The 23,980-nt window shown below is 67.4% G+C and carries 23 protein-coding genes; 11 read left to right on the top strand and 12 right to left on the bottom strand.

The genetic code is table 11. The features are described 5' to 3' along the window. Positions 1-51 precede the first annotated feature (51 nt). Genes RYH79_RS13480 through RYH79_RS13465 form a run of 4 tightly spaced genes read left to right on the top strand, consistent with a single transcriptional unit; the run spans position 52 to position 2,614 of the window. Positions 52-1,098 carry an ATP-binding protein gene (locus tag RYH79_RS13480; RefSeq protein WP_370899970.1) on the top strand — a complete coding sequence of 349 codons (1,047 nt, stop codon included), beginning with the start codon at positions 52-54 and terminating at the stop codon, positions 1,096-1,098. A gap of 20 nt (positions 1,099-1,118) precedes the next feature. Beyond that, positions 1,119-1,454 (top strand): fluoride efflux transporter FluC, encoded by a 336-nt coding sequence (locus RYH79_RS13475; RefSeq protein ID WP_370899968.1) that lies wholly within the window; start codon positions 1,119-1,121, stop codon positions 1,452-1,454. Then, entirely contained in the window at positions 1,451-1,801 is a 351-nt protein-coding gene (locus RYH79_RS13470; protein WP_370899966.1) for a fluoride efflux transporter FluC, read from the top strand. The genes RYH79_RS13475 and RYH79_RS13470 overlap by 4 nt, the downstream gene beginning before the upstream one ends. Before the next feature lie 60 nt (positions 1,802-1,861). Beyond that, the gene (locus RYH79_RS13465) at positions 1,862-2,614 is read left to right on the top strand and encodes a VOC family protein (RefSeq protein ID WP_370899964.1); all 753 of its coding nucleotides are present in this window, start codon (positions 1,862-1,864) and stop codon (positions 2,612-2,614) included. Here the strand turns inward: RYH79_RS13465 and RYH79_RS13460 are convergent. Together RYH79_RS13460 and RYH79_RS13455 are read right to left on the bottom strand one after the other, a co-directional pair. Beyond that, a complete protein-coding gene (locus tag RYH79_RS13460) occupies positions 2,611-3,111 on the bottom strand; it encodes a universal stress protein (RefSeq protein WP_370899963.1) in 501 nt (166 codons plus the stop codon). The two genes, RYH79_RS13465 and RYH79_RS13460, sit on opposite strands and share 4 nt — an antisense overlap. Positions 3,112-3,155: 44 nt before the next feature. Next, positions 3,156-3,476, bottom strand: coding sequence for a hypothetical protein (locus tag RYH79_RS13455; RefSeq protein WP_370899961.1), 321 nt, complete (start codon positions 3,474-3,476; stop codon positions 3,156-3,158). 109 nt (positions 3,477-3,585) lie between these two features. Between RYH79_RS13455 and RYH79_RS13450 the strand changes: the two genes are divergently transcribed. From RYH79_RS13450 to RYH79_RS13440, 3 genes are read left to right on the top strand one after another with little or no spacing between them, the layout of a single operon-like run. Next, entirely contained in the window at positions 3,586-4,125 is a 540-nt protein-coding gene (locus RYH79_RS13450; protein ID WP_370899959.1) for a transcription factor, read from the top strand. A 3-nt stretch (positions 4,126-4,128) separates the two neighbouring features. Further along, positions 4,129-4,800, top strand: a complete 672-nt coding sequence (locus RYH79_RS13445; RefSeq protein ID WP_370899957.1) for a DUF2110 family protein — start codon at positions 4,129-4,131, stop codon at positions 4,798-4,800. Positions 4,801-4,820: 20 nt separating this feature from the next. Beyond that, complete coding sequence (locus tag RYH79_RS13440; RefSeq protein WP_370899955.1) at positions 4,821-5,618, top strand: DUF5803 family protein; 798 nt, start codon at positions 4,821-4,823, stop codon at positions 5,616-5,618. On the opposite strand, the gene RYH79_RS13435 is transcribed toward RYH79_RS13440, so the two are convergent. After that, positions 5,615-7,039 (bottom strand): right-handed parallel beta-helix repeat-containing protein, encoded by a 1,425-nt coding sequence (locus RYH79_RS13435; RefSeq protein WP_370899953.1) that lies wholly within the window; start codon positions 7,037-7,039, stop codon positions 5,615-5,617. The genes RYH79_RS13440 and RYH79_RS13435 overlap by 4 nt on opposite strands. 120 nt (positions 7,040-7,159) lie before the next feature. Here RYH79_RS13435 and RYH79_RS13430 point away from each other — a divergent pair, with 120 nt between their 5' ends. Next, entirely contained in the window at positions 7,160-7,570 is a 411-nt protein-coding gene (locus RYH79_RS13430) for a VanZ family protein (RefSeq protein WP_370899951.1), read from the top strand. A 14-nt stretch (positions 7,571-7,584) separates the two neighbouring features. Here RYH79_RS13430 and RYH79_RS13425 read toward each other — a convergent pair whose 3' ends face one another. Next, the gene (locus RYH79_RS13425) at positions 7,585-8,703 is read right to left on the bottom strand and encodes a tRNA (guanine(26)-N(2))-dimethyltransferase (protein WP_370899949.1); all 1,119 of its coding nucleotides are present in this window, start codon (positions 8,701-8,703) and stop codon (positions 7,585-7,587) included. 245 nt (positions 8,704-8,948) lie between these two features. Between RYH79_RS13425 and RYH79_RS13420 the strand changes: the two genes are divergently transcribed. Beyond that, a complete protein-coding gene (locus tag RYH79_RS13420; protein WP_370899947.1) occupies positions 8,949-9,440 on the top strand; it encodes a DUF302 domain-containing protein in 492 nt (163 codons plus the stop codon). A 1-nt stretch (position 9,441) separates the two neighbouring features. Here RYH79_RS13420 and RYH79_RS13415 read toward each other — a convergent pair whose 3' ends face one another. The 6 genes from RYH79_RS13415 to RYH79_RS13390 all read right to left on the bottom strand — a co-directional run bounded on the left by RYH79_RS13415 (position 9,442) and on the right by RYH79_RS13390 (position 16,749). Continuing rightward, positions 9,442-10,767, bottom strand: a complete 1,326-nt coding sequence (locus RYH79_RS13415; RefSeq protein WP_370899945.1) for a hypothetical protein — start codon at positions 10,765-10,767, stop codon at positions 9,442-9,444. 343 nt (positions 10,768-11,110) lie between these two features. After that, a complete protein-coding gene (locus RYH79_RS13410) occupies positions 11,111-11,872 on the bottom strand; it encodes a hypothetical protein (protein ID WP_370899943.1) in 762 nt (253 codons plus the stop codon). Positions 11,873-12,212: 340 nt separating this feature from the next. Next, positions 12,213-12,491, bottom strand: coding sequence for a 4a-hydroxytetrahydrobiopterin dehydratase (locus RYH79_RS13405; protein WP_370899941.1), 279 nt, complete (start codon positions 12,489-12,491; stop codon positions 12,213-12,215). A gap of 37 nt (positions 12,492-12,528) precedes the next feature. After that, positions 12,529-15,087, bottom strand: a complete 2,559-nt coding sequence (locus RYH79_RS13400) for a DEAD/DEAH box helicase (protein ID WP_370899940.1) — start codon at positions 15,085-15,087, stop codon at positions 12,529-12,531. A gap of 118 nt (positions 15,088-15,205) precedes the next feature. Then, positions 15,206-15,340, bottom strand: coding sequence for a hypothetical protein (locus tag RYH79_RS13395; protein ID WP_370899938.1), 135 nt, complete (start codon positions 15,338-15,340; stop codon positions 15,206-15,208). 161 nt (positions 15,341-15,501) lie between these two features. Beyond that, complete coding sequence (locus tag RYH79_RS13390) at positions 15,502-16,749, bottom strand: MFS transporter (RefSeq protein ID WP_370899937.1); 1,248 nt, start codon at positions 16,747-16,749, stop codon at positions 15,502-15,504. 472 nt (positions 16,750-17,221) lie between these two features. Between RYH79_RS13390 and lanM the strand changes: the two genes are divergently transcribed. After that, on the top strand, positions 17,222-20,146 hold the full coding sequence (gene lanM / locus RYH79_RS13385) for a type 2 lanthipeptide synthetase LanM (protein ID WP_370899935.1): 2,925 nt from the start codon (positions 17,222-17,224) through the stop codon (positions 20,144-20,146). 34 nt (positions 20,147-20,180) lie between these two features. Here lanM and RYH79_RS13380 read toward each other — a convergent pair whose 3' ends face one another. Together RYH79_RS13380 and RYH79_RS13375 are read right to left on the bottom strand one after the other, a co-directional pair. Continuing rightward, positions 20,181-21,269, bottom strand: coding sequence for a Brp/Blh family beta-carotene 15,15'-dioxygenase (locus RYH79_RS13380; RefSeq protein ID WP_370899933.1), 1,089 nt, complete (start codon positions 21,267-21,269; stop codon positions 20,181-20,183). Between the two features lie 52 nt (positions 21,270-21,321). Continuing rightward, positions 21,322-22,047, bottom strand: a complete 726-nt coding sequence (locus tag RYH79_RS13375; protein ID WP_370899931.1) for a lycopene cyclase domain-containing protein — start codon at positions 22,045-22,047, stop codon at positions 21,322-21,324. Between the two features lie 142 nt (positions 22,048-22,189). Between RYH79_RS13375 and argS the strand changes: the two genes are divergently transcribed. Continuing rightward, positions 22,190-23,974 carry an arginine--tRNA ligase gene (argS, locus tag RYH79_RS13370; RefSeq protein WP_370899929.1) on the top strand — a complete coding sequence of 595 codons (1,785 nt, stop codon included), beginning with the start codon at positions 22,190-22,192 and terminating at the stop codon, positions 23,972-23,974. Positions 23,975-23,980: the final 6 nt, after the last annotated feature.

The following is a 23,980-nucleotide window of genomic DNA, read 5'->3' as shown; positions in this document are numbered from 1 at the left end:
TTTCAACCCTCGTCCGTAGGTTGAAGTACTAACCCGGGGCCAGAACCCCCCGTGACGACACTCGGGCGCGACGCAGACGGCGACGCGGCGAGCCTCCCGCTCGGTCACCACCGTGCGCGCGACGGGACGACCGGCGGTGCGGTGCGGCTCGACACCGATCGACCACACGCGGCGGTCGTCGTCGGCAAGCGCGGCTCGGGGAAGTCACACACGCTGGGGGTGCTCGCGGAGGGGCTGGCGGAGGCGCCAGGGGTGACGCCAGTCGTCGTCGACACGCTGGGGGAGTTCGGCGGGCTGTCCGACCCCGTCGCGCCTCGGGTCCGAGCCGGTGACCTCCCGGCACGGGCGTGGCCGACGCTCGTCGGACTGGACCCGACGACACCCGCGGGCGCGGTCGTCTGGGAGACCGTCGCCGACGCGGACGGGCTCGCCGCGGCCGTCGCGTCGCTGTCGGCGGCGGAAGGGGCCGTCGACCCCGGGGTCCGTCGGGTGGCCGCGGTCCACCTCCGACGGGCGACCCGTTGGGGGGTGTTCGGCGACGGCGGGCTCAGACCGGCAGACCTGCTGACCGACGGCGACCCGGTCGTCGTCGACTGTGCGGGGCTGCCGGATCCGGCGACCGACGCCGTCTGTCGCGTGCTCGCACGGGGGTGTTACGAGGCGTGTCTCGCCGACGAACCGGACCGGCTCCCGTGGCTCCTGGTGGACGAGGCCCACGTCCGGTTCGACGGCGTCGCGGGGCCGGCGCTCGACAGGCTGTACACGCGGGGACGGACGCCGGGCGTCTCCGTCGTCTGTGCCACCCAGCGGCCGTCGGCGCTCCCGGAGACGGCGGTGACGCAGGCGGACCTGCTCGTCGCACACGCCCTGACGGGCTCGTCGGACCGCGAGCGGCTGGCGGCGACGCGACCCAGCTACCTCGCCGGCGGGGTCGGCGAGCGGCTGCCCGAAGAACGGGGGGTGGCGTTGGTCGTCGACGACACGCGCGAGGCGGCACACACGGTCACCGTCCGGGAACGGTGGACCCCACACGGCGGCACGAGCCCGCGAGCCACGACCGTCGCCGAGAGACGCGACGGCTCCGAAACCGAGGAGTAGCCCCCCGTCCGAGTCCGAGCGTGGATCGAACACGCCTCCTGCTCGTCGCGGCCGGCGGCGCGGTCGGTGCGGTGACCCGACACGCCGTCGGTGTCGCCGTCGGGACGCCGCCGGGGACGCTCGCCGCGAACGTCGCCGGGAGCCTCCTGCTGGGGCTGTTGATCGCGCGGTCGCTGCCGGACCGGGTCGCGTCGTTCGCCACGACGGGCTTCTGCTCGTCGTTCACGACGTACTCGACGTTCGCGCTCGAGACGCTGACGCTGCCGCCGCCGGTCGCGGCCGCGTACGTCGCCGGAACGTACGGGCTGGGGATCGTCGCCGCGGCGGTCGGGGTCAGACTGGGGGGACGACTGTGACGCCCGTCGAAGCGACGGCGGTCGCGGCCGGCGGCGCCGTGGGGGCGACAGCGCGGGCAATCGTCGGCCGGCTACTGGAGGGACGCCGGGCGACGGCCCTCGTGAACGTCGTCGGGAGCCTGTTGTTGGGGGTCGTGACGGGCGCCGTCGCAGCCGGGCGCCTGTCGCCGACAGTGGCGACACTGCTGGGGACCGGACTGTGTGGCGCGTTCACGACGTACTCCTCGCTCGCGGTGGAGACGGAGTCGTTGCTCGCCGACGGCGACGTGTGGACGGCCGTCCGATTCGGCGGCGGAACCCTGCTCGCGGCGGTCGTCGGGGCGGCCGTCGGCGGTCTGCTCGCGTGAAGCGGACAGTCGTGTCGGCTGTCGGTAGTCTTATCGAACGCGCGACCCGACCACACGGACATGGCGTACACGCTCGACCACGTGATGATGCGCGTGGAGGACGACGAGGAGGCACTCGACTGGTACACGACACATCTGGACTACGAGCTGAAAGGTGAGATGGAGGCAGAGACGTTCACGAACTACTTCCTCGGGCCCGAAGACATGCACGAGGACGCTGCCATCTTGGAGCTGACGCACAACCACGACGGTCGGAGCTACGAGATGGGCGACGCCTGGGGGCACATCGCTGTCCGCGTCGAGGACGTCGAGGCGGCGTACGCGGAGCTGATGGACGAAGGCGTCGAGGACTACCGTCCGCCGGAGGAGAACCCCGGGTACGCGTTCGTGACGGACCCGGACGGCCACGAGATCGAGATCGTCGAGCGCGACCACGGCGCCCGGTGGTCCATCGACCACACGATGATGCGCGTGGAAGACGCGACAGAGGCGCTGGGCTACTGGGCCCGGACGTTCGAGTACCTCCCGGCCGGGCGCTGGGAGGCGGACACGTTCGCCAACTACTTCCTGGAGCCGCAGGGCGCCGCCCAGGAGGCGATGTCGGTGGAGCTGACGTACAACTACGACGGCCGAGAGTACACGATGGGTGACGCCTGGGGTCACCTCTGTGTCCGGGTCGACGACCTGGAGGACGACTGGCAGACGGTCGTCGACCGGGAGAGCGAGGCGTACCGCGACCCCGAGTCGTGCGGCTACAGCTACGCGTTCACCCGAGACCAGGACGGCCACGAGGTCGAACTGATCGAACGCTAGCCCGCGTCGACGCCGTCTTCCAACTCTCCTTCGACCGCCCTGACGGCCGTCGAGGCGGCCGGGCGCGCCTGTCTGACGATCACCACGTCGTAGCCGGCGTCGGCGGCGACGCCGGAGCCGACGGACGCGACAGAACGGGTGAGTCGCCCGGCGTTCTCGCTGCCGACGAACAACATCGAGGTGTCTTCGTCCGCCGCGATCCGACGGAGTCGCTTCGAGATCGTCCCGGGCGGTGCGTTTCGGTCGACGAGGTCGTACCGAAACTCCGCCGTCGGCGCGATCTCGGCGACACGCCGGCGGAGCCGTTCGGCGACCGTGTCGAGGTGGAACGCCTCGCCGTCGGCGAGCCACTCGTGGCTACGGGCGTACCGCGCGTTGTCGCGTGGGACGACCGTGACCGCGAGGACACGTTCGTCCAAGATCTCGCCGAACGACGCCGCACGGACGGTCGCGGTGTCTGCGAGCTCCGACCCGTCGTACGGAACGAGAAGTGTCACGGCCGGAGAGACGGAGCCGCCACTCAAGTAGCTTGCTCGTGGGGTCACCCGGGTACGTCGGCGTCCGTGTCGGCCCGGTAGGTGGCGAACAGGTCGGCGACGGAGTCGACGGCGTCGGCCGGGTAGACGGTGCCCTCGCTGTGGCCGTCCCGCCCGTGGACGACGACGAAGTAGTCGTCGTGTTCCCCGTCGAGGACGGTCCCGCGGTACACCTCTACCGCTCGCTCCTCCGGCCCGAGCAGCCGGTGTGCCCACCACTCCACATCGGTCACCGTCCCGTCGACGGCCGCCGCCAGGGCCGTCTCCGCCGCCGAGGCTGTCCCGAGACGGTCGCCGTCGTCGTCGTCTCGCGCCGTGCGTGCCATGCTAAACGGTACCACGCCGAGCGGTATAAGTCGTGCCCTCGTTCTCGTGGGCGAGACGAGGCCGCCCCCACCGGAACGTTGAAACCGGCGCACACCACAAGTTCCTGTAATGGCTTTTGAGGACCTCCTAGAGGACCCAGTGATCCAGAAGTACCTCCACGAACTCGTGGGTCCGACGGGGATGCCGGTCGCGGCAGCCCCGCCGGACGGCGAGGTGACCGACGAGGAGTTGGCCGAGGAGCTCGGCTTGGAGCTGAACGACGTGCGGCGGGCGTTGTTCATCCTCTACGAGAACGACCTGGCGTCGTACCGCCGCGTCCGCGACGAGGACTCCGGCTGGCTCACGTACCTCTGGACGTTCCAGTACGACAACATCCCGGAGAACCTGGAAGAGGAGCTCCACCGCCTGTTGGAGGGGATGGAGGAGCGCCGCGACTACGAGCGCGACCACCAGTTCTACCTCTGTGAGGTGGACTCCATCCGCTTCGAGTTCGAGGAGGCGATGGAGTTCGGCTTCGAGTGTCCGGAGTGTGGTTCCCCGTTGGAGTCGATGGAGAACTCGCGGCTGTTGGAGTCGGTGGAAGACCGGATCGCGGAGCTACGCGACGAGCTCGGCGTCGACCGGGACCGGGAGCCCGCAGAGGCCTGATCGATGGTCGTTCTCGCAACGAAGTGTTACGTCGCCGGCGACGCCCGCGACCGCGCCACAGACGGGATGGGGTCGCTGGTCGCCGACGCGGTCGGGGAACTGACGGTCGACTACGACGTCGGCGTGCGTGGCGACGAGTTCGTCGCCGTCACCCTCACGGGCGACGACGCCGAGGTCGCCCGCAACCTCCTGCGCGAGCAGTGGGGCACGATCACGGACCACTTCGACGACGGTGAGACGTACACGGGCACCCTGGAGTCGTGGGACGAGGAGACGTTCGTCCTGGACACCGGCACGGAGGTCGAGATCGACACGGACGGGCTCGGGCTCGGCGTCGGGGGCGCAGACCAGATCCGTGACCGGTTCGGACTGGTCCAACACACCCCGCTGTCGTTCGTCTACGACGCGGACGGCGACCACGAACTCACCGAGGAGACCCGCGACACGCTGTACGGCTGGCAGCGGGGCGACGGCCGGGTGAACGTCAACAACGCCACCCGGGCGGAGGTGCGGGCGACGGTCAACCGGGCCGGCCACGCCCGCGACGTGGTGACGGTCGAGCGGCTGGGGCTGTTAGAGCAGAGCGTCGTCTGCCGGGAGGACACGGACCCGCCGGGGCTGCTGGCCGCCGTCGGCGACCGGCTCCCCGCGGAACTGAAGTGTGTGGTGCCCTAACTCCGTTCGTCTACGCTCTCATGCTCGGAACACGACGGACCCGCGGGCTGATCGCGCTCGTCCTCCTGATCGCGCTGTCCGGTTGTCTCGGCGGCTTCGGCGGCTTGGACGACTCTGAGTTGGACGAGACTCCCCCCGGCGGGAGCTACGAGTGGAACGCCAGCGCCGACGCTCACGTGACGATCCACCAGAACACGACCTTCGAGGCGGTGTACGACGCAGAAGGCGAGGAGGTCGAGCTGTTCCGGCGCGACGGCTTCGGCGGTCGCAACCCGCTGTCGGTGAGTGCGATTCGGTACCAGTACCCCAACGGAACCGTGATCGACGGCACCACGCTCGCCGAGCGCGGCGAGGTGGACCAGTCGCGCGAGAGCGTCACCGTCACCTTCCCCGCGGGCAACGTCACCGGCGACAAACTGGGTGTCACCTCCGGCGGCTCGCCCAAGCGGTTCGCCATCCCGACGTACGTAGAGGGTGACTACGAGGTCGTCCTCCCGCCCGGGCGACGGGCGTCGCTGCCGGTGTTCGGGCGCGTCTCCCCGCCGGCGGACCGGATCTCGTCGCCGGACGAACGGGACCGGGTCCACATCACGGTCTCGGACGTGACGACGGACTCCGTCGTCGTCCAGTTCTACATGCCGCGTGACCTCCGCATCCTGGCGGTGGTGCTCGCGGTCGGCGGCCTCGTCGCCGCCGGCGGCGTGGTGTACTACCTCCGGCAGATCCGCGAGCTCCGAGCCCGCCGCGAGGAGATGGGGTTGGACGTGGACACCGAAGACGACGACTTCGGTCAGGACCCGCCGCCCGGAATGGGCTAGACGGCTGCGACCTCGCAGTCGCCCGGCACCACCTGGACGATCACGTCCGTCGGGCTGTCGAACTCCGCGGCGGCGTCCGCGGCGTCCACCTGTACCTTCACCGCGAAACGGCTGTTCCCGGGCAGTTCTCGTGCCTCGCGGCTCTCCCCGCTGTCGAGTGTCAGGTCGTACTGGAACTCCACGCCGTCGTCCGTGAGACACTCCACCCGGCAGGTGACGGACTCGTCGCCGACGTTCTCGATCGCGATCTGACGGGCACCGCCCCCACCGTTCGAGAGAACACCCCCGATCACCCCCTCCAGCGGGCCCAACACCGCGTCGGGACCGACGTACTGGACGACGAGGAACCCTCCGCCGACCACGCCGAGCACCGCCACCACCGCGACGGCGATCCCGACGAGCGGGAGCCCGCCGCCCCCGGCGCCCGCACGCAACTGTGCCGACGGGTCGCCGACGGCGCCGGTCGGCCGCACCGGGAGTGTGCTACCGCAGTCGACGGCGCCGACACAGGTGCCGTCTGCGGCGCCGGAGCCGTTGCTCGCCGCGCTGCTCCAGTAGTTCTTCGTCGCGTCCCCCGACGGCGCGGCGCCGGTCCCGTTCACGACCGGCGCGGCGTTGTCGGCGAACGCGGAGCCGTCTACCACCCACTTCCCACGCGTGCCGGCGGCGTAGACGGCCGTGCCGGCCCACGACGTCGAGAGCGTCGAGCCGGCAGTCGTCCCGTTGATCTCCGTCGACGCCACCGTCCAGTCGCCGGCGGAGGCCCGCGCGTTGATCCCGACACCCTCCGTCCCAGTGATCGTCACGCGTTCGAGCTGCCAGTCGCCGCGGGCGGCGAACGCGCCGACGGCGACGCCGTCCGTCCCCGAGACGGTCGTCTCGGCGACCGTCCAGTCGCCCGTCGAACGGGCGGCGTACACCCCGACACGGCCGCTGTCGGCAATCGTCACGTTGCGGACGGTCCAGTCGCCAGTGGTGGCGTAGGCCTCGACGCCGACCGTGTAGCCGACGAGCGTGAACCCGCGGACGGTCGGGGCGGCGTCGCCGACGACGACGACTCCGGCGTTCCCCTCGCCGTCGCGGCCGTCGAGCACGGCACCCTGGGGGGCGACGAGCGTGATCGACTCGTCGATCCGAACGGGGCCCGTGTACGTGCCCGGGGTCACCCGGACGGTGTCACCCGGTCCCGCGGCGCGAACGGCCGCGGTGACGTTCGTGTACTCGCCGCCCCCGTCCGCGTCGACGACGATTCCGGCGGGCCCACTCCCGCCGGACGCCCCCTGGGCGGTTCCGGTCGGCGTCCCGGTCGGCGTCGTGGTCCCCTCCTGGGCGAGCGCCGGAACGGCGACCCCGGCGACGAGCAGGAGGAACGCGGCGACGACCACCAGGCGACGGCCGGACGCGGTCTCTCCTGACGGCATTCGTCGGGAGAGAACCGCTTGCCACACATAAATGTGGCCGGGTCGCTACCGATTCTGATTCTCAGAGACGACCCACCGAAGTCGGTGGAGTTACGCCGCCGGCGGGGGGAGCCTGTGACCATGGCTGACCGCTCGCCGGTCGTCCGAGTGCCGTTGATCCCTCGGGGTCTGCGCGTCGCCGCCGTTCTGGTCGTCGCCGGCACGATCGCGTACTTCTCGCTGGTCACGGAGGCGTCGCCCCCAAGCGCCGGGCCGTTCTTCGACAAGTACGTCCACTTCGCGGGCTACACCGTCCTGGCGCTGCTCGCGGCGTACGCCACCGCGACGCTGCGCGACCGCCCGATCACCCGGGCAGTGGCGGTCGTCGTCGGCGTCGCGGCGTACGGCTTCGTCGTGGAACTGCTCCAGGCCCCGCTGCCCGGCCGCCAGTTCAGCCTGTACGACCAGGTCGCCAACACCCTCGGCGCGCTCACGGTCGTCGTGTGGCTGCTGATCGAGCGACGGGTGCGGTACCGTCGCGTCGCGCCGTAGTCCCGGCGGGTCTCTCACCCGAGGTGTTCCGTCGCGGCGCGGATCTCCGCGACGGTCGCGTCCGTCTCGAAGGCCGTCCCGGAGTAGTGGGCGCGAGCGGCCTCGTGGCCGGCCGCACGCAGCGCCCCGACGAAGTCGTCCATCGCCGACGCCGGCCGCCCCCACAGCTCACACAGCCGGTGTTGGTCGTAGTGGGTCGGCGTCCCGAGTTCGTTCCCGACCGTCTCCAACAGGCGGTCGGCGCGGTCTGCCTCCCCCATCTCGTCGTCTAAGGCGCTCCGCACGTCCGTGACGAACGTCGGATCCGCGATCTCCCCCAGCCACAGCGGCCCGGCGGTGACGAGCCGGTTCGACTCGCAGTTCGGGCAGTCACCCGGCGCGTCCGCCAGCAGCCCCCGCTCGTGTTCCCGGTAGAGACAGTCCTGACAGTGGTAGACGTGGCCCAGATCCCCGACCGCCTCGTTGGCGGCCGTCGCGGACCGGTCGACACGGAGGTACGTCCGGGCGTAGTGGCGCGAGACGTGCGAACAGATCGGTCGCGCGGCCACGTCGTGTTTCGCCGCCGTCCGGACGAGGGACGACAGCAACACCCGCAGCCCCATCTCCGGGTGGTACTCCGTGTTGCGCGGTGTCGTCTCGTAGCGCCGTCGCCCGCTCTCGAAGTGTGCGCCACACAGCGGGGCGGTGTCCGTCGCCGTCACGCACACCAACTCCGTCGCGCTCCGGAGGGCCGCGTCCGCGAACGGCACCGGGGAGCCGTACGGGTCCAGGTCCACCACGTCGAAGCGCGACTCGTGCATGAGGACGTTGGCGTCCTCGTGGACGGCCGTCGCGTCGTCGTGGTCTGCGAGGTTCTCTCTCGCCAGCGCGACGGCGTCCGGGTCTACGTCCGCCGCGGTGACGGTGTACCCCTCCGCGGCCGCCCGCGTCGCTCGGACGCCCGACGCGGCCGTCGCGTCCAAGTACGTCCCCGCGCCCGCCCGGTCGGCGTGTGCCCGCAGCACCGCTACCGTCAGGTCGCGGTTCAGCTCCATCTCCGGGTTGAAGAACACCGCGTCGCTCGTCCCGTCGCTGGCCCCGTCGCGGGCCTCCTCCACGGTGACGGTGACGCCACCCTCCGTGATCTCTGTCACGTCACTCCGTCCGCGGGGCCGACCGAAAACGCTTGTCTCGCAGTCTCGGGGGGTGTCACGATAGTCGAAAGAAGTACCTCTGGTCGGCAACATCCCACGACTGCCGATAGAGCCGTGGGAGGGCGATGACCTCGCAAGGGCGGGAAAACTGCCTCGTCCGGCGTCGAAGTCGGGCTAGCGGGTGGGAGGCCGACCACGGTACGGCACCGCGGCAGCGTTTAGTAGCGCCCGACCCACCTACGACCGTGAACCTCCCGTTCGACCCCGCAGAAGTCGACCCGGAACAGTTCGGCGAAGCCCGCACGGAACTGGCGATGGACCACGAGACGGCCGTCGACCACGTCCGCGAGACGTTCTCGGACGCCGGCTTCGGGATGGCGACGGAGTTCTCCCCGTCGGAGATGCTCAACGAGAAGGTCGACAGAGAGGCGCGAAGCGCCTCAAGCAGTCGGACGCAGTCCGACGATGCAGACCGCGACCCCTACTACGTCCTGGGGGCGTGCAACCCGCAGATGGCCGACCGGGCGCTGGACGCCACGGACGGCCAGATCGGCGCGTTGTTCCCGTGTAACGTCGTCGTCCACGAACTAGAGCCCGGCCGCCAGGAGGTGTACCACGTCTCGATCATGCGGATCGCGCGACTGCTCGGGCTGCCGACGGACACGGAGGAGATGGACGCGATCATCGCCGACACGGGTGAACTCGTCGACGAGGCGTTCGAACGGTTGGACGACTGACTCAGTCGCTCCCGCGTTCGCCCCACGACGACAACGTCGACTGGAGCCCGTCGACCATCGTCGACTTCCGACGCAGCGCCGCGAGCGGGATCGGCAGTTCGTCGGCGACGGCCGCGACGGCGTCGCCCAGCGTCTCCGCCTCGCCGACCGTCCCCTCGAAGGCGTGCCGGACGGACTCGCGCACCTGCCACACCCCCGCCGGGCCCCAGTAGTCCGGGGAGACGTACCGGACGACGAGCGCCTTCCCGGTGCGGCCGATCTCGTCTAAGTGTTCGAGCACGCCCAGCCGGGCGGCGTGGTACGCCCCGGCGGTCTCCTCCGGGTAGCCCGTCCGACCCTCGCGGCCCTCCCGGTCGCTGGCGTACCACGGCTCCGTCGCCGTCGGGTTCCAGATGCTGCCGGCCGCCTTCGCCTCCACGAGTTCGTACTCCCAACTGCCGGGCGCGAGCACGACCCAGAACTCGTTGCCGAGGTAGCTGTCGTGGTACACCCGGACGCCGTCGACGGAGGAGTTCGACCGGATCGACCCGCGGAGGAACCCCCCGACGGTGTCGTCGACGGCGGTGATCGACCACCGCGTCGGGACGAGCCGGCGTTCCTCCGTCTGTCCGAGCGCGCCCGCCGACAGGATCGTGTTGATCTCGTACACGTCGAACCCGCGATTGTAGAGGTAGTTGATCGCCTCCTCCGCGCGCCAGTCGTCGTCTTCGAGCGTCTTCTCCACCGGCCGGGGGACGTGGGGGTTCTCGCCCAGCTCCGCCGTCGCCGCCTCCGCCCGCGGCCCGGTCGGCGTGGAGATGTCGTCGCGCCCCGGGTCGAAGTCCACGTTCGGGCCCTCCGCGAGCCCCACCTCCACGTCCACCGGTCGGTCGGCGATGGCCACCTCGCGCTGCGTGCCGAGGAAGCCCGTCCAGGCGTCGTGGACGTTCGGCAGTCCGTCGTCGCGGGCGGCCCCGGCCGTCCGAGCGGCGTCGTGCACGTCTCGGTCGACGGAGCGGGTGGCGTTCAGGAGCGAGGTCCGGCGGCGGAACACGTCGGAGATCGACACCCCTTCCTCGTACCACTCGCCGGAGGTCTCGAAGCGCGCGGCGTCGTCCTCGTGACCGACCGGCGAGAGGATGCCCGTCGAGACGTTGGGGTAGTTCGCCCGGCCGACGAAGATCGCCGGCGAGACGGAGCCGAAGCGGTCGCTCCCGCCGGTCGCCTCCGCGAACCGGTGTTCGAACGACTCCAGGTGGTCGAGGAGCTCGTACGACTTCTCCTCGGCGAGGCGCCGACGCCGGGCGTCCGTGTCCGCCTCGTACTCCACGAAGTCGTCTAGTCGCACACGCACGAGACGATACGAGTCGATTTAAGAACTCTGAAAGAAATAGGGTGCTTTATGACCCGTAGTTATTCTAATTCTGTACTCATGCTAACATTCTGGATAACTATAGAAATCCACAGCAGAGCAGCCAACAGGGGTATGCCCGTGGCAAAGTCCGTCCCAAAGGTTCTATCTACAATATTTATATAATCTGTAAACATATTAATAAAAAAAGTGCAGAGACAATACCTCCAGCTGTAGTAGTGTAACTTCTCAGATTTTCACTGTACTGAAGTCTAGAAAAATAATAGGATAGTAAAGAAACTACTAAGACGAGCAGTACGACCGCTAATAGTCTCAACATCTACTCACATATCTTCAGCTTTACGTCTGGGATAAACCCACAGTATATGACTCCTACTTCGTCGAAGCAATTGAACTTGGTGCAAAAGTCCACGGTACTTATATCGCAGCTTGAGTTCCCTGGTAGAAAATCACCGAGAGTGCATCCAGCAGCAATAAGCTGACTGGCCTTGATCGTAATCGGTGCCGTCTCTGGCTGTATGATTGTTATCACGATAGTCGCTCCTGCGGCCAGGACCTGGAAGAAGTCGCACACGAACCCGATATTGACGTTCTTACAGTCGAAATCACCCTGTGCCGTCACTGCGCTACTCTGCCATTCAGTGTACTCCTGCACACTTGACAGAGAGTTAGCCGAGACTGTACCGTCAGTGGACACGTACGCATCAACACCGACCTCGTTGTCCACTGTCAGTAATGTAGCAGTGTTGTTCTCCCCGACTCGGATGTCTACAGAGCCCTCTCTGTCCTGTAGACCGACTTTGAGGTTGTGTAAACTCCTCCCGCCCTCCGTCAGCGTGTACCCAGTGATGCTTGTCAGGTCGAATTCACCGCCAATTGTCCGAGCGTACTCCTGCGTGCTCCTCACCGTCTCGTCCGCTGACACCGCCTCGTACAGTGATTCGGCTCTTTGTTTAGACAGTTGCTTAACTTCAACGTCTGGTCTGTACGCACTGTCTCCGGCAGACGCCACTCCTGACAAGGAGGCTGCACTGCCCCCTGCGCACAACATCTTGAGGAACTCTCTTTTTGAGCCTGTCACATCTGACAGCCTGGAACTCTCGTCTATGTGTATTAGGTAAAGCCGAGATAATATAAGCTTTTCTTCTTTTACTTCCTTTCCGATAGAAAATTGTAAATAGATACAAACTTCAGATAATAATGTTAAATAGAAGAATTGTATCTGGAAAGTGTGTGGCTAGCGCCCGTATCAACGTTTCCAGGCCAGGAAAGGGGACTGCGTGGCCGACAGGGGGAGCCACGGCGGATGGGCAGTCCACCCAGCGCGACGACGGGGCAGATCGTCGCGGCGGGCACTCACGGCTGCGGCCGGCAGCTACTTCAACCGGACGGTGACTGAAACGAGCGTTTGTCCGACGGGCTTAGTCGGCCAGCTCGTCGAACCGCGCCGCCAACTCCGTGTCCTTCTCCGTGATGCCGCCGGCGTCGTGGGTCGTCAGCCGCACCTCGACTTCCGCGTACCGGATCGTGATCTCCGGGTGGTGGAACGCCTCCTCTGCGAGCCCGCCGGCACCGCCGGCGAACCCGACGCCCGCGAGGTAGGAGTCGAACTCGTACACGCGGACGATCTCGTCGCCGTCTCGCTCCCAGCCGTCGGGCAGTCGCTCTGCGATCTCGTCGTCGGACAGTGTGTCTGCCATACCGATCAGACGGTCGGCGGAGGCAAAAGCGTGTGTGTCACCGCCCGGCGTAGTCACTGCCGACCACCTCGCGGATTCGACCGGCCGTCACCTCGCCGACGCCGTCCACTTCGAGCAGATCCTCCTCGCGGGCGATCATCACCCCCTCCACGCTGCCGAATTCCGCCAGCAGCGCGCGGGCCGTCACCGGCCCCACGTCGGCGATGGAGCTGACGACGTACTCCTGTTGCTCCGGCAGGGTCTTGTCCGCCTTCTCCCCGTGTGCCGACACCGCCCGGTCGTTGCCGGTCTGTTCCCGTTCGGCGATCACCGCTAGGAGGTCACGAGTGCCCGTGGGGTCGTCCGTCCGGAGGACCGACGCGCCGAAGTCGACGGACAACGACGCCAACGCCCCCCGGATCGCGTTCGGCTCCACGTTGCGTTCCCCGTACAGGTCCTCGCCTTCCACGATCACGACCGGCCGAGCGTACGCCCGAGCGAGGTCGCCGACCTGCTCGAACAACGACCGGTCGCCGCCGACGAGCGTGTCGAGGAAGTCCGCGACGGACTTCCGTTCGACCGCGACCCGGTCGGAGAGCACGTAGTCGCCGACCGCGAGCGTCTCCAGCCGGGTCTCGACCCCCTCGCGGGTGGAGAGGTCCCGCGCGATGGTGGTGTCGAGTTCGCGCTGGTCCACCACCACCTCCACCGCCTCCGCCGACTCCCCGGCCGTCGCTACCACGCCGTCTTCGTCGAGCTCGTCGCCCAACGCCGGCGTCTCGTCGGTGTCCGGCCCGGGTACGTCGGCGGTGTCGCCGACATCGTCGTCGGTCATGCCGACGGTGTCGTCGCCGACCGTGCCGTCGACGTCGCCGGTGACCGCGTCGGTGTCGTCGCCGACGGCCTCGTCCGTGTCGTCTACGGAGTCGCCACCGCCGGTGTCGTCCGTGTCGGTCTCGCTCGCGTCGTCGCCCGCGTCCTCGACGGGCTCGGGTGTGTCCGGGGTCTCGCCGCCCGCGTCCTCGAACTGGTCCAACGCGGACTGGCCGCTCAGCTCCTCGGACATCTCGTCGGCGACGCTCTTGAGCGACCGGAGCTCCTCTTCCATCTTCTTCTCCTTCCGGCGGGAGATCCAGAAGTACGCCTCGTCGCGGGTGTCTTCGGCCATCAAGACCACGACGCTCCCCTCCTCCTGGCGGCCGGTCCGGCCCTTCCGTTGGATCGACCGGATCGCCGTCGGCACCGGCTCGAAGAACAAGACGAGATCCACCTCCGGCACGTCCAACCCCTCCTCGGCGACGCTCGTCGACACGAGCACCTCGAACTCCCCGGCGCGGAACTGTTCCAGCGTCTCCTGTTGTTCCGTCTGGGTCATCCCGTCGGAGCCGTCCTTGTCACCCTGACCGACGAACCGCCGGGTGTCGAACGACGCCGACAGGAACTCAGTCAGCGCCTCCGCCGTGTCGCGCGACTCCGTGAACACGATCACGCGCTCCCCGCCGCCGATCCCCAGCGTCTGGGCGAGCAACACCCGCGTCCGGCGGAACTTCGGGTGGAGATCGTCGAACTGGTCCGCCATCCGCATCGCCTCCCGCACCTTCGGCTCGGCCACCATCCGCTGGCTCGCCTTCGACGCCCCCGACGACCGGGCGGCCTCCCGCTGGCGCTCGAAGTAGCGGTCCAGCGCCTCCACGCTCTGGGTCTCCACCAACTCCACCGCCCGGCGGAGCTTCATCACCTCCGCGTGGGTGGACATCCCCTCGTAGGCGTCCGACTGGCCGGCGTCCATCATCTGCTGTAGCTCCCGCCGCATCGCGTTCAACTCCTTCTGGGACACGTCCGGCTGTGTCGTGTCGCTCACGCCCAGCGACTTCAGCTTGCGGAGCCGGTCGCGGATCACCTCGTTGAGCGCGTCGCGGATCTCGATCACCTCCTCCGGGAGTTCGATCTCCTCCCACTCCACGTCCGTCTCGTGGGTGTACTCCGCCACGTCCGCGTCCGCCTCCGTCATCACCTCCACCTCGTCGACGCCGAGGTTCTCACAGACGATCCGGATCTCCTCCTCGTCGCCGCCGGGGGAGGCGGACATCGCCGTCACGAGCGGCCGCTGGGCGTCGGCGTGGTACCGCTCGGCGATGTAGACGTACGAGTAGTCGCCCGTCGCGCGGTGACACTCGTCGAACGTGAGGTGTGTCACCCGCGACAGCGAGATCCGGTTGCCGATCAGGTCGTTCTCCACCACCTGCGGCGTGGCGATCACGACCGTCGCGTCGTCCCAGACGGCCGCCCGATCCGCGGGCTTCACCTCGCCGGTGAACACGACGATCTCCTCGTCGGGCACCTTCAGCGCCTCCCGGTAGAAGTCGGCGTGCTGCTGGACGAGCGGCTTCGTCGGCGCTAAGAACAACGCCTTCCCGCCGATCTCGTACAGCCGCCGGGCGGTGACCCGCAGCGACACCGTCGTCTTCCCCAGCCCCGTCGGGAGACAGACGAGCGTGTCCGCGTCGCTCGCGGCGTCCGCGAGCAACCCCTGGTACCGGCGGTCCTCGACGACTCCGGGGGTCAAGAGCGGGTGTTCGACGTACTGCTGGTCCGGCGTGTCGGCGGCCTCTGCCATCGGCGGTCGTTAGTCGTTGTTCCGGGTAAAGCTTCGCTGTGGGCGGGGTGGAAGTGGAAGAGACCCTCTGGTGGCTGGGAGTCCTCGCCCGCCGCCGGACGGCGCTCGCGCCGGCCGGTCAAGACCCCTCTGCCGGCTCGATCTCGTACGCGTCCCGGAACGTCCGCAGTTGGCGGTCGCACGCGGCGTCCGGCACGGAGGCGTCCATCAGCTCCGCCCACTCCGGGATGTGACACTCTGTGTTGTGGGTCACGGCGAGTACCGACGCGAACTACCTAATTAATAGTTCGCCTCGGTTCCGAGTCGGCGGGAGTCGGCACGAGGCCGCCTATGAGTGGCAGACTTGGCTCCGACACGACTCACCCGACTGTGGTAACACCCACCGCCGTCACGCCACCACCGGGCACACCCGGACTACGCGAGCCCCAGTTCGTCCGGAGAGATGCTGTCGGCAGACGGGAGTGAGCGGATCTGTGGGCGGACGAGAAACACCACGGCGATGAACATGAGCCCGACCGACTGGAGTAGCAGGATCGGTGTGACACCGACGAACTCGGCGAGCGCCCCACCGAGCAGTGAGCCGACGGGCAGCATCGACGTCGAGGCGGTCGACGTGATAGCGGAGACGCGAGAGAGCATCCGGTCTTCGACGGTCGACTGGATCACGGAGAGCAACATGACGTTGTTCACTCCGACCGCAGAGAAGGACACGACGAACGACGCGAGCGTGACGAGTGGTAGTCCGGAGACGATCCCCAGGCCCCACGTCACTGCTGCAGTCGAGTAGGTAACGATCACGAGTCGGCCGAACGGGAGGTGGTCGACGAACTGCACACTGGCGGTTCCGATCAGTGTGCCCGCCGACATCGCCGCCATCAGCAGTCCGTACATCCCGACACCCCCGAGGACGAGTCCACTGAAACTGTCAGCAAACTGTGGGAGTACGGCGTACATCAGTCCGTAGGTGAAGTTCGCAACTACTGCCGCCAGGAGAATCGTCCGGAGCCGGGAGCCGACGACGTACTCGAACCCTCTCCGGAGCTGGTCGACGTACGTCGTCGCCTCCTCGTCGCCGCTCGTCTCCGGTCGGCTGTCCGAGAGGGAGATGAGACTGAACGCGGTGAACGACAGCAGGAACGTCAGAAAGTCTAACGCGAAGATGGCCGCAATTCCGAGAACACCGACCAGGACCCCACTCGCAGCGTTGAACACGACGTTCAGACCCTTCGTGGACGACGTGATCAGCGAGTTTCCCTCCACGATGTCGTCGTCGGCGACGATCCGCGGGATGGCTTTCTTGTGAGCCGGGTAGCCGAACTGGGCGACCGTGTTCACCACGAAGGTCACACCCAGTAACAGCCAGACGGAGAAGAGACCCTGTACGTACGCGAGCGGCAGGGTCGCCACGAAACAGGCCTGTACGAGCTCCGTGCCGGTGATCGTCCGTTTCAACGGCCACCGGTCCACCAGTGGCCCGACGAACGCCCTGAAGAACTTCGGTCCACGGATGATGAATCCGGCCAGTCCAGTCAGTGCAGTCGAGCCAGTCAGGTCGTGGACGAACCACATCGACGCGATCACGTACACGCTGTCCCCGACGTTGGTCAGCACTCTACCCGAAAACAAGAGTAGAAAGTTCCGATTTGTTCTCAGCAGTGACACAGAGAACAACACGTCCGGGCGAGTTAATATCGTTTTCGGTACTAATGCATGTCTTATCTGACAGACATTATATTGATATCGGATGAAATACTCTATGCTTGAAACAGATGTACCTCTTCGTCCAGCCGGCTAGATACCACTCTGTATAAGGTAGTATTATAATAGTACACCTCATATATAGATTGATGTCCGTCACAACGACATCTGAGGCCACCGAGATGGAACAGCTCGAGAGCGAACTGACGCCCGCAGCCCCGGAGATCGACGACAGCGATTTCCAGAGTGGGTCGTGCACCCTGCTCAGCTGTAACGTTTCGAACTAGCCGAAGAGACCACCATTTTTATGCTCACGACAGAGGAGAAGCGACGGTTAGCGGGTCGAGCACGTACAGTCTCCGAACGATTGGAAGCGAATCCGGCGAGAACAGACGGCAGTCCCGGCCCTGGGGAGAGGCGAACCGAGAGTGGGGGTGTGGATTCGGGTGGAGTCGCCGACAGAGAGACGTTCGAGCGGTGGAAGAACAACGTGGCCAACGGGGACCCGGAGACGTTCAGTACGCGTCTCGAGATCGCCTCGGTCACACACGAAGAGGCAGAACGGCGAATCACGGACGATCAATGGCCGCACGACGAGCCGGTCCCGGAGTGGATCGAGACGGTAGACGAACTGCTTGAGCATCTCGTCGGTCAGCCTCCCGAGGGCGGCCGTCACGAGGGTGCCAACGTTCCATTCGCCCCCCTCCTAGGACAGATTGTCTCGTTCGCTAGACAACGGCTTTCGATCAACTCGACACATGTGACACCGAAGACGATCGAGAGCTTCGAGCGTCACCTGCTCGGGCGACTGGAGATGATCTGTGCACAGCCACTCCATCTTGAGTTCGCAGTCTTCCGACGAGAAACCGGCCGAAAGGGGGCATACGACCGATTTATCGACCGACTGTTCGACGGTAGAGTCGCCGCCGTGTTCTCGGAGTACCCGGTTCTGGCGCGGTTCGTGTCGAAGTTCGTGACTCAGTGGGTCGAGATGACTGAGGCGTTCTTCGGATCACTTGACGCCGACTACGACCGCCTTGAGGCTGCGTTCGGCGAGCTGGGAGAGGTCGTGTCCGTCGAGATGCTCGGTGATCCACACAGACGGGGGAAGATGGTCCACAGCGTGACGTTCGACTCCGGGACGACCGTCGTCTACAAGCCACGACCGGTCCGCGCCGAAGCGGCGTTCTTCGAGATTGTCGAGTGGGTGAACGACAACTCGTCGGCCCCGAATCTCCCAACATTGAGGTGCGTGACAGCCGACGACAGGGGATGGGTCGAGTGGGTAGACAGCGAGCCGTGTTCCGAACAGAGCGGCGTCAGCCGGTACTACCGCCGTGCCGGAGCGCTGGTGTGTCTGATGTACGCACTCAACTTCACCGACTGCCACTACGAGAACCTGATCGCGGCTGGCGACTCTCCAGTCGTCGTCGACTTGGAGACCGTCGGGAAGCCAGACCCGACGCCGGAGGAGTTCCCTCTGACGGATCTAAAGAGCGAAATCTACCTCGACTCCTGTATCCGGACGGGGGCGCTCCCGACACACACACCGGACTCAGACATCGACAACACGGGTGGATTCGAAGGGGACGCGACCCGTATCACCGGAATCGAACAACCGGTCTTCACCGACCGGAACACCGACGACATGAGTCTCCACTTCGAGGAGTTCCAGCCACTCGACAGACAGAACCTTCCCCGTCTCGATGGACGAGAGCAGCAGCCAGCGGCGTACGGCGACGAGATTCGAGACGGGTTCACACAGATGTACCGGTTCCTGCTCGACAGTCGAGAGTCGTTCGGCGAACTGGTCTCAGACACGCTCTCGGGCGTCACTATCAGACTGATCGTACGGTCGAGTGAACTGTACGACAAGGTCCGCCTGCCGCTGCGCAACTCGACGTTTCTCCGGAACGGGGCGACCTTCGGGAGTAGAGTCGAGATTCTCGCCAAACTGTTCGTGCGACAGTACGGAGAGATCGACAAGTCGCTGTGGCAACTGTACCGTGGAGAACGGTGGTCACTGTGGAACTTCGACCTCCCACGGTTCGACGTTCAGGCCGACGGCACCGATCTCGCCCACGAGACGGTCGTTCTCGAGGACTTCTTCGACCGAAGTCCGTTAGAACAGGTGAGCGAGCGGATCGAGTCACTCTCTGTGTCCGATCTTGACCGTCAGCTCCGGTACCTCTCACTGGCGTACGACTCACCTACAGACGGTCACGGCCAGCCACTGGTTCCAGACGGGGTCTCGACGACGCGATCGGTCGACAAGCAGACGACCGACGACACTGTCTCTCTTCGCCGGGAGTGTGTCCGCCTCGGAGACCGGTGTCTCGACACTGCACTGGACATCTTCGACGACGGGCCGGACTGGGCACTCAGGCGAAACCGTGGCGACGGAGTCGAGATCGAGCGAGTCTCTGACACCGGAGTCGGTCGGCTCGGAGTCGGAGTGTTCACCGCCGGTCTCGCACAACTGACAGACGAAAGACGGTTCGGGGAGTTCACGCACACACTGTTATCCTCAGTCGTGGACGAGCCGACGACAGCAGCCCCGCCGCCCGGGGTGACTGCGTACTACCTCTCTACTGTTGGCGAACTCACCGGCGTTGACCGGTACCTCCAGGCCGCCCAGAAGGCGTTGCAGACCACGCCCGACAGGGGTCTGCCGATCGGTAGACTCTCCGGACGGGTTCTCGGCGGTCTGAAACTCTCACAGGTCGGCGACCGACAGACTCCGTCCGAGGCAGTCGCTGCGGGCGAGGAGCTACTCCGACGAGGCCGTCAGACGGCGACTGGCAGTTACACCTGGTCCGCCCCGGTCTACCGACCACAGACACCGTCACTCGGAAGCGATGTCGGTGTCTCCTACGCACTCGCTCGTCTCGATGGGACGACCGAGCAGTCCTTCGGGGGTGCCGTGCGGGAATCCCGTCCTCTCGCCGGCTCGCCTGGCTACCCTGTTGTCGGCACTGTTCCGCAGATTCCAGACCCCAACCACAGTCCTGTATCACGACTCGCGCTGCTCACTGCCACGGAGAATGACAGTCACGTCCAGAGTACCGCCGCCGAACTGCGTCGGCGGCCACTCGGACCGGTCGATGCTCTCGCCGTGGGAAACTGTCGACGGATCGACAGCCTGGTCTACGCTGGGAACGCCCTCGGAGAGTCGAGTCACTTCGAGCGAGCGACCGGGCTGGCGTCTCGACTCGCCTCTGGGCGGGACGAAACGTACGCGCTCCCGTGGAACGTCCCCGAGTGGACGAACCCGACTGTTCGACACGGACTCGCTGGCGTAGGCTACACCCTGTTACGGGTTTTGGACCCAGAGTTGCCGTCGCTTCTCGCCTGGGAGTAGCCAGACCCACCGGAAGCGGCAGCCACAATAGCTGTCACCAAACCCCCTGCCGCAGATCCATCCACGTCACGACGGCGACGTGCGGGAGCGTCAACACGGCGATGCCGACGAGGTACACCGCGAGCAGGCCTTCGGCGCCGGCGGCGCCGCGGGGAACGACGAGCAGCAGCAGCCCGACGATCACGAGCCCGCCGACGGTCATCGGCGCGGCGTCGCGCGCCAGCTTCCGGAGTGCGCCCGCGAGGTCGCCCTCGGCCAGCGCCGTGCCGGCGCCGCGACCGCCGACGAGCCGGGCGAGACGGTCGTCCGTCGGCGGCGGCCCCTCGGCGTCGTCCACGAGCGCGAGCCGGGCGAGGTGGCGGGTGGCGTGCCAGAAACAGAAGTACAGCCCGATGGCGAGCACCGGCGGGACGAGCAGGAAGTAGAGCCACAACAGCGTCACCTCGCCGGCGTCGACGAGCCACGGCCGGCGGGCGGCACCCTGCCAGACGCGGACGGCACCGGCCGCGAGCGCGAGCAGGGTGACGCCGCCGAACCCGGCGGCGACGGCCAGCCGCGCGGTCTCGCCGAAGAAGGGGGCCAGCAGGCCCGCCGACGGCGCGAACAGTTCGACGAGCGCCGCCGCCACCGCCCGGTACTCCGCCGGGAACGCGATCAGCGGGACGAGCATCGGGAGCCCGCCGCGGACGACGACCGCCAGCGCCCGTTCCGCCCGGGTTGGAACGTGGTCGACGCCCGCGAACGCCAACAGCGCGTACAGGTCACCCTGGCCCCAGTGGGCCAGCGTCAACAGGATGAAGAACGCGAACGCCGAGACGGGCGCGAGGAACCACCATCCGGCGTACAGCCCGCCCAGGACGGCGTACAACACGCCGACGACCGCCAGCGACCGGCGCAGCGAGACCTCGCCCAGCCGGTCGGGGACGAGGTGGTCGACGGCGCCGTGCGGGAAGCCGAACACGACGACACTCGCCAGGAACGGGGCGTACTGGACGGCCGTCGGGAGCTGGGTGGCGACCGGGGAGACGAGCAGGAGCGCGCCGACCGCGACCCAGGAGAACTGGATCCCCCAGCGCCGCAGCGCGGCCGACAGCGTCGGCGGGCGACTCGCGTCTACGGCCACGACGATCCACCTCCGCGTCCGTGTCGACGTGTGTGTGCGCGTCTGTGACAGCTCAGTTCCATCGTGCCATCACCCACTCGAACAGGACGAGCCCGTAGACGACGAGGAGGTTCGTGACGAGGAAGAACACGGCCTCCTCGACGGGCAGGCCGAACAGCTCGAACCCCGAGGAGAACTCGTCGGAGATGACCCAGATTCCGATCCCGATCGCGACGCGGTCGACCGCCCAGAGGTACAGCGTCGGGACACCGACGGCGACCCCCCAGGTGCGCCAGATCCGCAGGAGGTAGCCGCCGCCGACGGCCCACTGGAGCGCGACGATGGGCGCAGCCCACACGAGAATCGCGCCGAGGTAGGTCCACCGCTCGCCGAAGGCCAACAGGAGAACGGCGCCGACGCCGGCGAGCCCGAGCCACGCCAGCGCGCCGACCACCCGGGGCCAAGCCCTGAAGTCGGCGTCCTCGGGCGTGGGGTCGAAGTCGACGTGGTAGAGCCACACCCCCATGAGCACGGTCTGGAGGACGAAGAAGAGGTACTCGCCCAGCGGTGCCGCCCAGAACCGGACGAACACGGCGCCGTCGCCGTACCACCAGACGCCACGCTCGATCAGGAGGTTGTCCCACGGGGTCGTGTACAGGAACGCCACGGTCGCCATCAGCGAGATCCCGACGGTCGACAGCAGCCGACGGCGAGCGGTCAACTGCGGTCTGCGAGCGATCACGAGCGCCAACGGCGGGAGGACGAACAGGACGTGAAACAGGAGGTACGGCAGCGTCACCGCCGGTCACCCCCGCTGCCGTCGGTCGGTCGCCCCCCCGGGTGGTGCATACAGGGTCTCCCGATTGGCACGGGGTTAAGGCTGGGGAAATCCGTCGGACTGGTCCGGAACCGACATTACGGCCGACGCTGAACCGGGTGACGTGTTCAGACAGTTCCGGGCGGCCGTCGCGGACGCGCTGGGCGAGGCGTGTGCCGCGGCCGGCTACCCAACGGACGACCTCGGGATCGAGGAGCCGCCGGACGACGTGGACGCCACGCTCGCGTCCAGCGTCGCGTTCCGGCTGGCCGCCGAGGCCGGCGCGCCGCCGCCGGCCGTCGCCGCCGAGATCGCCGCCGAGTTCGACGGCGACACGGTGACACACCTCGACCGCGTGGAGACCCGGGGACCGTACGTCAACTTCCACACGGACGAGTCGTACTACGCCGACACGGTCGCGGCCGTCGACGACGACTGGGGTCGGCTGCCGGACCGCGACGAGTCGGTCGTCGTCGAGCACACCTCGGCCAACCCCACCGGGCCGGTTCACGTCGGCCGGGCACGCAACCCGATCGTCGGCGACGCCGTCGCCAACGCGCTGTCGTACGCCGGCTACGACGTCGAGCGCCACTACTACGTCAACGACGCCGGCCGCCAGGTCGCGGTGTTCACCTGGGCGTACGAGCGGTTCGACGAGTCGGAACTCCCGGAGCCAGAACGCCCCAAGTCGGACTACGAGATGGTGCGGTACTACCGGGCGGGCAACGCCTTCCTCGACCCGGACGACGAGTCGTGGCCCTCGACGGAGGCAGAACGAGAGACCGCCGAGGCGGAGATTGAGTCGATCATGCGCGGGCTGGAGGGTCACCCCGAGGGTGACTCGGACGCCTACGACCGGGTCCGCGAGGTGGTCGACGAGGTGCTGTCGGGGATGCAGGAGAGCCTGGAACGCCTCTCGGTCGCGTTCGACGAGTTCGTCGAGGAGACGCGGTTCATCCGCGACGGCTCCGTCGACGAGACGGCCGAACGGCTGCGCGACCTCCCACAGGCCGTCTACGAGGAGGACGCCTGGCAGTTGGACCTCTCGGAGTTCGACATCGACAAGCAGTTCGTGTTCCTGCGGGCCAACGGCACCTCGCTTTACACCACCCGCGACGTGGCCCACCACGAGTGGAAGTTCGACAACTTCGACCGCGCGGTGACGGTGATCGGCGAGGACCACAAGCTCACGTTCGAGCAGCTGGACGCGACCTTGGAGCTGTTGGGCAACGACACGGACCGCCTCGATCAACTGTTCTACTCGTGGGTCAACCTCGCGGGCGGCGACGGGATGAGCACCCGCGAGGGAACCGGGGTCGACGTGGACGAACTGTTGGACGAGGCGGTCGACCGGGCCCGCGAGGAGGTGGAGCGCCGACTCGACGACCGCAGCCGCGACGACGACCTCACCGAGGCGGACGTCGACCGGATCGCACGCCAGGTCGGCGTCGGTGCGGTGCGGTTCGACGTGGTGGCCAAGCAGCCGTCGAAGGCGATCACGTTCGACTGGGACCGCGCGCTGGACTTCGAGGCGCAGTCGGCGCCATACGTCCAGTACGTCCACGCCCGGTGTTGTGGGATCGAGGCGGAGGCGGCCGACGCGGGCGTCGAGCCGGCGGCGACGGTCGACCCGGGCCTGTTGTCGGCGCCCGAAGAGACGGCCTTGGCGGCCGAGATCGCCAGGCTCCCGGCGGTGATCGAAGAGGCGGCGGCGGACTTAGAACCACACCGTCTCGCGTCGTACGTCAGACGACTGGCCGAGCGGTTCAACGCCTTCTACCGGGAGTGCCCGGTGTTGTCGGCGGAGCCGGAGCGTGCGGCCGCCCGACTCGCGCTCGTCGCCGCGGCGCGTCACACGGTCGCCAACGCACTCGACGTGTTGGGTGTCTCCGCGCCGGAGTCGATGTAGTCGCCC

Source organism: Halobaculum sp. MBLA0143, assembly GCF_041361465.1.
Classification (GTDB): Archaea; Halobacteriota; Halobacteria; order Halobacteriales; family Haloferacaceae; genus JAHENP01.
Note: the sequence above shows the minus strand (reverse complement) of the source record. Positions and strands in the feature narration are given on the sequence as shown.

What these genes read in the sequence shown, in the direction of transcription:
- RYH79_RS13465 (WP_370899964.1), top strand. Translation starts at nt 1,862, where the DNA reads ATGGCGTACACGCTCGACCACGTGATGATGCGCGTGGAGGACGACGAG.
- RYH79_RS13455 (WP_370899961.1), bottom strand. Translation starts at nt 3,476, where the DNA reads ATGGCACGCACGGCGCGAGACGACGACGACGGCGACCGTCTCGGGACA.
- RYH79_RS13450 (WP_370899959.1), top strand. Translation starts at nt 3,586, where the DNA reads ATGGCTTTTGAGGACCTCCTAGAGGACCCAGTGATCCAGAAGTACCTC.
- RYH79_RS13445 (WP_370899957.1), top strand. Translation starts at nt 4,129, where the DNA reads ATGGTCGTTCTCGCAACGAAGTGTTACGTCGCCGGCGACGCCCGCGAC.
- RYH79_RS13440 (WP_370899955.1), top strand. Translation starts at nt 4,821, where the DNA reads ATGCTCGGAACACGACGGACCCGCGGGCTGATCGCGCTCGTCCTCCTG.
- RYH79_RS13435 (WP_370899953.1), bottom strand. Translation starts at nt 7,039, where the DNA reads ATGCCGTCAGGAGAGACCGCGTCCGGCCGTCGCCTGGTGGTCGTCGCC.
- RYH79_RS13430 (WP_370899951.1), top strand. Translation starts at nt 7,160, where the DNA reads ATGGCTGACCGCTCGCCGGTCGTCCGAGTGCCGTTGATCCCTCGGGGT.
- RYH79_RS13405 (WP_370899941.1), bottom strand. Translation starts at nt 12,491, where the DNA reads ATGGCAGACACACTGTCCGACGACGAGATCGCAGAGCGACTGCCCGAC.
- RYH79_RS13400 (WP_370899940.1), bottom strand. Translation starts at nt 15,087, where the DNA reads ATGGCAGAGGCCGCCGACACGCCGGACCAGCAGTACGTCGAACACCCG.